Genomic DNA, 8,264 nt, shown 5'->3' with positions numbered 1-8,264 from the left:
GGTCTCCACCGAGAGCGCGGACTCCCGGTAGCCGAGGCCGAGTTGCTGGGTCGCCCGGCCGCGCCGCTGCTCGCCGCGGTGGACCCGCGTGGACAGCTCCAGCATCGCCGCCGCGTTGGCCCGGCGCTCCTCCTCGTAGCTGTCGAGGAGTCGCGCGCCGGCCCGCCCGGTCAGCGCGGCGGCGAGCTTCCAGCCCAGGTTGTAGGCGTCCTGGACGCTGGTGTTCAGGCCCTGTCCGCCGGCCGGCGAGTGGACGTGCGCGGCATCGCCCGCGAGGAACACCCGGCCGGCCCGGAAGCGGTCCGCGAGGGCCGCGCGCGGGCGGAACTCGGAGATCCAGCGCAGCTCGGTCAGCTGGCCGGCGCTCAGGTGGGAGCGGGCGGCGACCACCGTGCGGAGGCCTTCGAGGGTGAGGTCCACGGCCGTGCCCTCCGGGAACCCGGCGACCAGCTGGAAGTCCTCGGTGCCGCCGAGCGGGCAGATCGCCAGCAGCCCCTCGTCGGCCGGGAAGACGTGCCAGTGCTCGCGGTCCAGCCCGTCGACCCGGACGTCCGCGACCAGCATCGGCGCCGGGTCGACGGTCTCCCCGGTCATCCCGATGCCGAGCAGCCGCCGCACCGTGGAGCGCCCGCCGTCCGCCGCGACGGCGTAGCGTGCCCGGACCGGGCCGCCGGCCGCGAACTCGGCGGTCACGCCCTCCTCGTCCTGCGTCAGGCCGACCAGCTCCCGCCCGAACGCGACCTCGCCGCCCAGTTCGCCCAGCCGCCCGTACAGCACCCGCTGGGTGTGCCACTGGGGCAGCATCAGCGCCTCGGTGTACGGCTCGGCCTCGGAGGGCTCGATCGGGTCGTACATCCGGCGCTCGCCCTGCGGTGCGCCGTCCTTCCAGAACAGGTTGGGCGGGTAGTGGCCCGCCACGGCGCGGATCCGGTCGAGCACGCCGAAGTCGTCGAGCACCTCCAGCGTGCGCGGCTGGAGGCCCTTGCCGCGCGAGCCGGGGAAGAGTTCCGCGCCCCGCTCGACCACCAGCGCGGCGACGCCGTGCCGGGCGAGGTCCAGCGCCAGGGCGAGTCCGGTGGGCCCGGCACCGACGATCAGGACGTCCGTGTGCGTGCCGCGAGAAGCCACGGCAACCTCCTTAACGTTGTTAAGTAGCCGTTGCCGACAGCGTGCACTTAACGGCGTTAAACTGTCAACCGTGACCCCGCAGAGAACCCCCAAACTCGACCGCGGCCAGGTCGTCGACGCCGCGCTGAACCTGCTGGACGAGGCCGGCCTCGACGGCCTGACGCTGCGCGCCATCGCCGCCCGGCTCGACGTCAAGGCACCCGCGCTGTACTGGCACTTCAAGGACAAGCAGGCGCTGCTGGACGAGATGGCGACCGAGATGATGCGCCGGATGACCGGCCGGGCGGCGCAGGACGGGCCCGCGGAGGACTGGCGGGAGACCTACCTGCGGACCATGCGCACCCTGCGCGCCGAACTGCTGCGCCACCGCGACGGCGCGAAGGTCTACAGCGGCTCCCGGTTCACCGACACCGGCTACGCGGCCGGCCTGGACGCCTCGCTGCGCCTGCTGACCGAGGCCGGCTTCACCCCGGCCGCCGCCGCCCGGGCCTGGCAGACCGCCTACAGCTACACGATCGGCTACGTGATCGAGGAGCAGGCGATGGGCCCCAACCCCTTCGACGGAGCCGAGGGCTACGACGTCGACGCCCGCGCCGAACGCCTGGCCGCCCACCCGCTGGCGGCCGAGTCGGGCCGGGTGATGTTCCTGGACTTCGACGAGGGCTTCGAGCAGGGCCTGGCGGCGGTGCTCGCCGGCGTCGAGGCCACGCTGCTCGGCTGACGGCCCTCCGGCGCGGACGGCCGCCGCCCGCCGCCCCTGGTCGTCACGCCGGGGCAGCGGGCGGACTGCACGCAGTCCGAGCCGGTACTGAAGAAGATCCGTGCCCCGCGGACCGGGCCGGGCAGGCCCCGGAAGACGCCCGACAGCGTGGCCGCCGACGAGGCCTACGGCAACGGCCCGTGCCGCGCTCGGGCCCCGCTCACCAGGTCACGGGCAGTGACCGCATCCCGTAGATGAACGACTCGGTACGGAACTCGCGCTCGCCGGCCAGCCGCAGCCCCGGCAGCCGGCGGAACAGCGTCTCCAGGGCGATCTGGAGTTCGGCGCGGGCCAGCGGCTGGCCCAGGCACTGGTGCACCCCGAAGCCGAACGCCAGGTGCCGCCGGGCGTCCCGGTCCAGGTCCAGCTCGTCCGTCGCCCGATGGCCGGCGCCGCCGAACACCGCCTCGTCCCGGTTGGCGGTGGAGAGCATCGCCATCACGCCCTCCCCGGCCCGGACGGTGACGCCGCCCAGCTCCACGTCCTCCAGCGCCACCCGGGGCAGGCCGGTGTGCACGATGGTCAGCAGCCGCAACAGCTCGTCCACCGCGCCCGGCAGGGTGGCCGGGTCGGCCAGGCCGGGGATCTGCTCGGGGTGCTCCAGCAGCAGCGCGGTCGACAGCGCGATCATGTTCGCGGTCGTCTCGTGACCGGCGATCAGCAGCAGCACGCCCATGCCGGCCACATCGTCCGGGGTCAGGTCGTCCCGCGCCGCGAGTCGGCTGAGGGCGTCGTCCTCCGGCTGTGCGCGCTTGCGGGCCGTCAGGTCGCGCAGGTAGTCCCGGACATCCTCCTGGGCCTCCCGGAGCTGCTCCACGGTGCTCTCCCGGCTGAGCATCGTGCGGCTCAGGCTCTGGAAACGGTCGTGGTCCTCGTACGGCACGCCGAGCAGCAGGCAGATCGCCAGCGAGGGCACCGGCAGCGCGAAGTCGGTGACCAGGTCGGCCGTGGTCCGGCCCGCGGTCATCCGGTCCAGTACCTCGTCCACGATCCGCTGGATCTCCGGGCGCAGCGCCTCCACCCGCTTGACCAGGAACTCCCCGGTGATCATGCGGCGCTGGCGGGCGTGCTCGGGGTCGTCGAGCCGCAGGAAGTCCGGATTGTCGGTGATCAGCTCGCGAGCGCCGGCGATCAGCAGCGGGAAGGACGGGTGGCGTATGTCGGCACTGAACCGGCGGTCGGACAGCACGGTGCGGACCTCGGCGAAGCCGGTGACCAGCCAGCAGAGGTCGCCGTCGGGCAGCTCGGCCCTGGTCACCGGCCCGGTGGCGGCGGCCTCGGAGTACGCGGGCGGCGGGCCGAACGGGCAGCCGCCGGAGTGCCGGGCCGGCAGCAGCGGGACGGCGGGGGCGGTGGGTGTGGCGGTCACGGCGGGGGTCTCCTCATGTCGCGGGGGTCCTCGTGGGGCTGTCGGGGGTGCAGGGAGTCCCCGGCGGCCTGTGGGGCCGGCGGCGGGGCCGGTCAGGCCCCGGTCTGCGCGGGCTGGTCCCCGGTGACGGTGATCGCCCGGCCCGGGCAGAGGTCGGCGGCGAGTCTGACGTCGTCGAACTGCTCGGGCAGCAGGACGGTCTGACGGAGTTTCACAAGACTGTCCCGGTCGTCCTGGTCGAAGACCGCGGGGGCGTTCGTCACGCACATGCCGGAGCTGCAGCAACGGTCCCGGTCGACGCTCACCTGCATGTCGGCCACCTTTCGCCAGGGCGGCGCCGGCTGCCCGGCGGCCGCCTCTCGTTGTCACGGTCAACCTAGCCGTCGCCGGTCCGTTCACGGAGGGATACGGTGGCCGGATCGAGAATGGCTGATTCGGCCCCTGTGCGTGAACCCCCCTTGCGGCGTAGTGCGTTTCAACCCGCGGCACTCCGCCGGACGGGTCGGCGGACCCGGCCGCGCGGACGGCCTCACAGGCCTTCGGCGGTGGCCAACTCCCGTACGGAGGCCACCGTGTCGGCCTCGGCGGCGCTCCTGTCCGGCCGGTGGCGCACCACCCGGGCGAACCGCAGGGCCGGCCCTGCGGGGCAGCGGGGGCTGCGCTGGAGGCCGTCGAAGGCGACCTCGACGGCCAGTTCCGGCCGGACCGGCACCGTCCGGGCGTCCCGCCCGGTCTCCCGGGCGGGCGACTCGGCGGTCTGCCAGGCGAGCGTCCGGCCGGTCAGCCCCTTGAAGGTCTTCGTGAGCCGGGGCCCGGTCATCGCGCGCACAGTCGGTCCAGGGCCGCGCGGCTCTCCTCGTCCGCGGCGCGGTAGACGAGAAGGCGCAGTCCCGGGTCCTGGAGCGGTTGCAGGACTTCGAAGTCGACGGTGATCGCACCCTCGACCGGATGCCGCAGCAACTTCCGGCCGCGTCCGTTGACACTGACCTCCCGCTCCGACCACAAGCGGGCGAAGTCCTCATCCTGCGTGACGAACTCGTCGATGAGGCCGGACAGTTCCCGGTCTTCCGGGTGAGCGGCCCATGCCGCGCGCAGGTGGGCGATCCCGTCCCGCAGCGTCTGCTCCCGGTCGGCGTAGAAGCCGCGCATCGCCGGGTGCAGCAGGCACAGCCGCATCGCGTTGCGCCGCGACGGCGGCACGGCCTCGAAACCCGGTAGCAGCCGGGCCATTTCGGGGGTCCAGGCGAGGACGTCGTAACGGTGGTCCAGCAGCATGGCCGGCAGCGGCGAGAGGTCACCGACCAGGCGGGCCAGCGACGGCGCCGCACTGGCGGCCGGCCCACCGGTGGTGCCGGGACGGCGGCGTCCGGCCAGGTCGAACAGGTAGTCCCGTTCGCTCGCGTCCAGGCGCAGTGCCCGGGCCAGCGCCGCCAGCACCTCCGCGGAGGGCCGCAGCCCCCGGCCCTGCTCCAGCCGGACCACGTAGTCGGTGCTCACCCCGGCCAGCTCGGCGACCTCCTCGCGGCGCAGCCCCGGCGTCCGCCGGGCCCGCCGATGCGACGGCAGGCCCAGCCGGCCGGGGTCGAGGGCTTCGCGCCTGCTCCGCAGGAACGCGGCCAACTCCTGAGCGGGGTCCATGGTTCGGGTCGTCATGACCGGTCCAACCGCCAGGGTGGGACCGCTCTTCCCAGGAAGTTCCCTCCCTTATCCCGGGCCGGCCGCCGCCGCAGACTCGGTCCCGGCAACGGAACACGAGCACACACGAGCACAGGAGAACCTGATGGCACTGGCCCTGGACGACTACCGGCTGCTGGGCCGCTCGGGACTGCGGGTCTCACCGCTGGCCCTGGGCACCGCGACCTTCGGCACCGAATGGGGGTGGGGCGCCGAACGGGCCGAGGCCCGCAAGCTGTTCGACCGCTACGTCGGGCTCGGCGGCAACCTCCTCGACACCGCCGACACCTACACCGAGGGCAGCTCCGAGCGCCTGCTCGGCGAGTTCGCCCACGAGGAGCGCGAACGCCTGGTGCTGGCGACCAAGTACTCGACACTGCGCCGCCCCGGCGACCCGAACTCCGGGGGCGGGCACCGCAAGGCGCTGTTCGGCTCGGTGGAGGGCAGCCTGCGGCGGTTGGGCACCGACTACCTCGACCTGCTGTACCTGCACGTCTGGGACTTCCGGACGCCGGTGGAGGAGGTGCTGCGCGGCCTGGACGACCTGGTCCGGCAGGGCAAGGTGCTGTACGTGGCGATCTCCAACACCCCGGCCTGGCAGGTGTCCCGGATGCAGGCGATCGCCGACCTGCGCGGCTGGTCGCCGCTGGTCGCGCTGCAGGTCGAGTACAGCCTGATCGAACGCACCGCGGAGCGCGACCTGATCCCGATGGCCCGGGAGCTGGGCCTGGGCGTCGTCCCGTACTCGCCGCTCGGCGGCGGGGTGCTCAGCGGCAAGTACGGCCGGGAGGACGTGGGCGCGACGGGCGCCGGTCCCGACGGGAGCACCCGCCGGAGCCACAACCTCGCCCTGGGCACCCTCACCGAACGCAGCCTCGGCGTGGCCGGGGTGGTCCGGGAGCTGGCCGGCGAGCTGGGGCACACTCCGGCCCAGGTGGCGCTGGCCTGGACGCTGCGGAAGCCGGGCGTGACGAGCACGCTGCTCGGCGCCCGCACCCCCGCCCAGTTGGAGGACAACCTGGGCGCCCTGGCGGTCGAGCTGACGGACGCCGAACTGGCCCGGCTCGACGCGGCGGGCGCGATCGCCCTCGGCCAGCCGCACGACCTGCTGGCGAGCGAGCCCATCCGGCAGGTGACCACGGGCGGCCTGCGCATCGAGACCCGCCGCTGACGGCCGGCCGTCAGCGGCGGGAGCCGGGGTCCGGAGCCGGGGTCGGTTCACCGTCCGGGCGAATCGTCGGTCGCGGTGCCGCGCTCGACCCCCGATCAGCTGGCGGCCCCGCCCGGCCGGTGACCGCCGACGCCACCGGAGGGCTCTCCCAGCCTCTCCGGTCCCGCGCGTGCCGGCGGGCGTGCGTCACCCCGGCGTGGGTGCGAGGGCCGTTCCGGTGTCGTTCCGCAGTGCGTCCCGGAAAGCGGCACCGCCGGACCCGTACCAGGGCCCGGCGGTGTCCGCGCTTCGAGGGGGTGCGATCAGGCGTTCATGAACTCGCCCACCCGCAGGGCCCGCTTCACGATCCGGACGTCCCCGACGTACCCGTGGAACACCTTGTCCAGCACCCCCGCGTACGAGTAGCCGCCCAGCATCCACGGCCGCCCCAGCGTGGTCAGCCCGACGGCGGGCGTCGCCGGGTTGCGCGCCACCTCGCAGCCCTCGACGTACATCCGGCTGAGCTTCCCGTCGTTGACCACCGCGACGTGCCACCACCGGTCCAGCGGCAGCTGGTGGCCCCAACAGGTGGACGCCCCGGTCTGGTTGAGCGGGTAGACGCACCACTGGAGGGCCGGCGCCTCGGAGACGCTGAGCGTGACGAGCGGCTCCTCGGCGTCCGTCCCCGGCCCGTTCTTGCCCGCCTCGCCGCTCATCCCCCACCGGCTGAGCAGGGCGGACCAGCGGCTGCGCGCCGAGTCCCAGTCGGCGGGCAGCTTGAAGAAGGCCTCGACGGTGAAACCGCGCTCGAAGGTCTCCCGGTTCAGCGGCGCGCCGGGCGCGGTCTGGAGGTAGCCGCCGCGGACCGGCGACCGGGTGCCCCGGAACAGCAGACTGCCGTGGCCCGGCTGGTCGGGGTGGTGCTCGGCGGACCAGCTGAGCGCGCCGTCGGGCGTGCCGGGGGCGCTCTGCCAGAGCAGGTCGTTGCCCTGCCCGGCCAGGTCCTTGACGACCTGCTGCGGGGAGACGGCCGTCCCGTCGCCGCCGCCGTTGTCGAACCGCCAGTAGGCCACCGTGTCCCGGACCAGCAGCTCGCCGGCCCGGCGCGCGGGGCGCTGCGGGACGGGTGCGAAGCCGGCGAAGCGGCGGTCGAAGTCGATCGCCAGCGAGAAGCGGTCCACGTCGGAGGTCAGCTCGGCGTGCTCGGCGGCCAGCGCGTTGCGCTCCTCGGCGGCGATCTGCTGGATCCACGGCGAGAAGGTCGACACGTCGACGGTGTCGCGGTCGAGGTCGAAGCGGTACGCCCGGATCATCGCCGCGCCGCCGTAGTAGCGGTCCTGGTAGTTGGTGATGTGGACGTGCACGTCGTGGCCGGCCTTGTTCTTCAGCACCGTGCGCCCGGGCGGCCAGTAGTGCCCGTTGACGGTCAGGAAGATCTGGTCGTTGCCGCTGATCAGCCGCTCCCAGAGCCGCTTGCCGTAGTCGGACAGCTCGGCGCGGCCGCTGTCGTCGGCGTGCGCCAGGTCGTGGGTGGTGAGGATCACCGGGAGCCCGGGGGCGGCCGCGATCGCCGCGTTCGCCCAGGCGAAGCCCGCGTCGGAGAGCCTCCAGTCGAGCGAGAGCACCATCCAGTCGCGCCCGGCCGCCCGGAACACGTGGCAGGTGTTGTAGCCGTCCGGGCTGGAGCCGCGGTACCCGGCGGTGCGGGCGGCCCTGGCCTTGCCGAAGGTCTCCAGGTACGGGGTGCTGCCGCGCTGGTCGTCGGTCGAGGAGCGGACGTCGTGGTTGCCGGCGAGCACGCCGTAGGCCGCGCCCGCGTCGTCCAGCAGGCCGAACACCTTGCTGACGGCGGCGTACTCGACGGCCAGTCCGTTCTCGGTGACGTCGCCGAGGTGGGCCAGGAAGACGATGTTGTCGTCCGTCCCGTCCTCCCGGTTGACCCCGCCGTCCAGCACGTGGCGGACCGAGGCCTCCAGCGGCGCGGGGTGGATCCGGTCCTGGTCGAACAGGTACTGGGTGTCCGGCATGACGACCACGGTGAACTGCCGGGCGTCCGGGTCGGGCTGCCAACGCCCGTGCCCCTTGCCCTTCTTCGGCTTCTTCTCCGCCGCACCGGGACCGCCGGCCGCGTCGGGCCCGGCCGCCTGCGCGGGCACCGCGCCGAGCAGCCCGAGCCCGGCGCT

At 74.0% G+C, this 8,264-nt stretch carries 8 protein-coding genes; 2 read left to right on the top strand and 6 right to left on the bottom strand.

All coding sequences use genetic code 11. The features are described 5' to 3' along the window. Positions 1-1,128: FAD-dependent monooxygenase (locus BU198_RS17205; protein WP_317620166.1), on the bottom strand; the 1,128-nt coding region annotated here is incomplete at its 3' end. A 70-nt stretch (positions 1,129-1,198) separates the two neighbouring features. Here BU198_RS17205 and BU198_RS17200 point away from each other — a divergent pair. Then, entirely contained in the window at positions 1,199-1,849 is a 651-nt protein-coding gene (locus tag BU198_RS17200; RefSeq protein WP_188297734.1) for a TetR/AcrR family transcriptional regulator C-terminal domain-containing protein, read from the top strand. 199 nt (positions 1,850-2,048) lie between these two features. On the opposite strand, the gene BU198_RS17195 is transcribed toward BU198_RS17200, so the two are convergent. The 4 genes from BU198_RS17195 to BU198_RS17180 all read right to left on the bottom strand — a co-directional run bounded on the left by BU198_RS17195 (position 2,049) and on the right by BU198_RS17180 (position 4,910). Beyond that, positions 2,049-3,257 carry a cytochrome P450 gene (locus BU198_RS17195; protein WP_188297733.1) on the bottom strand — a complete coding sequence of 403 codons (1,209 nt, stop codon included), beginning with the start codon at positions 3,255-3,257 and terminating at the stop codon, positions 2,049-2,051. Between the two features lie 92 nt (positions 3,258-3,349). Continuing rightward, a complete protein-coding gene (locus tag BU198_RS17190) occupies positions 3,350-3,568 on the bottom strand; it encodes a ferredoxin (RefSeq protein WP_188297732.1) in 219 nt (72 codons plus the stop codon). Between the two features lie 218 nt (positions 3,569-3,786). After that, positions 3,787-4,077 (bottom strand): hypothetical protein, encoded by a 291-nt coding sequence (locus tag BU198_RS17185; RefSeq protein ID WP_188297731.1) that lies wholly within the window; start codon positions 4,075-4,077, stop codon positions 3,787-3,789. Beyond that, positions 4,074-4,910, bottom strand: a complete 837-nt coding sequence (locus BU198_RS17180; protein ID WP_188297730.1) for a helix-turn-helix domain-containing protein — start codon at positions 4,908-4,910, stop codon at positions 4,074-4,076. Before BU198_RS17180 ends, BU198_RS17185 begins: the two co-directional genes overlap by 4 nt. A gap of 127 nt (positions 4,911-5,037) precedes the next feature. Here BU198_RS17180 and BU198_RS17175 point away from each other — a divergent pair, with 127 nt between their 5' ends. Beyond that, complete coding sequence (locus BU198_RS17175) at positions 5,038-6,102, top strand: aldo/keto reductase (RefSeq protein ID WP_188297729.1); 1,065 nt, start codon at positions 5,038-5,040, stop codon at positions 6,100-6,102. A gap of 302 nt (positions 6,103-6,404) precedes the next feature. Here BU198_RS17175 and BU198_RS17170 read toward each other — a convergent pair. After that, positions 6,405-8,264: LamG-like jellyroll fold domain-containing protein (locus BU198_RS17170; protein ID WP_188297728.1), on the bottom strand; the 1,860-nt coding region annotated here is incomplete at its 5' end.

Source organism: Streptomyces sp. CBMA156 (genome assembly GCF_014596515.1).
GTDB lineage: Bacteria > Actinomycetota > Actinomycetes > Streptomycetales > Streptomycetaceae > Kitasatospora.
The sequence above is the reverse complement of the archived record's forward strand: the minus strand, read 5'-3'. Positions and strand labels throughout refer to the sequence as shown.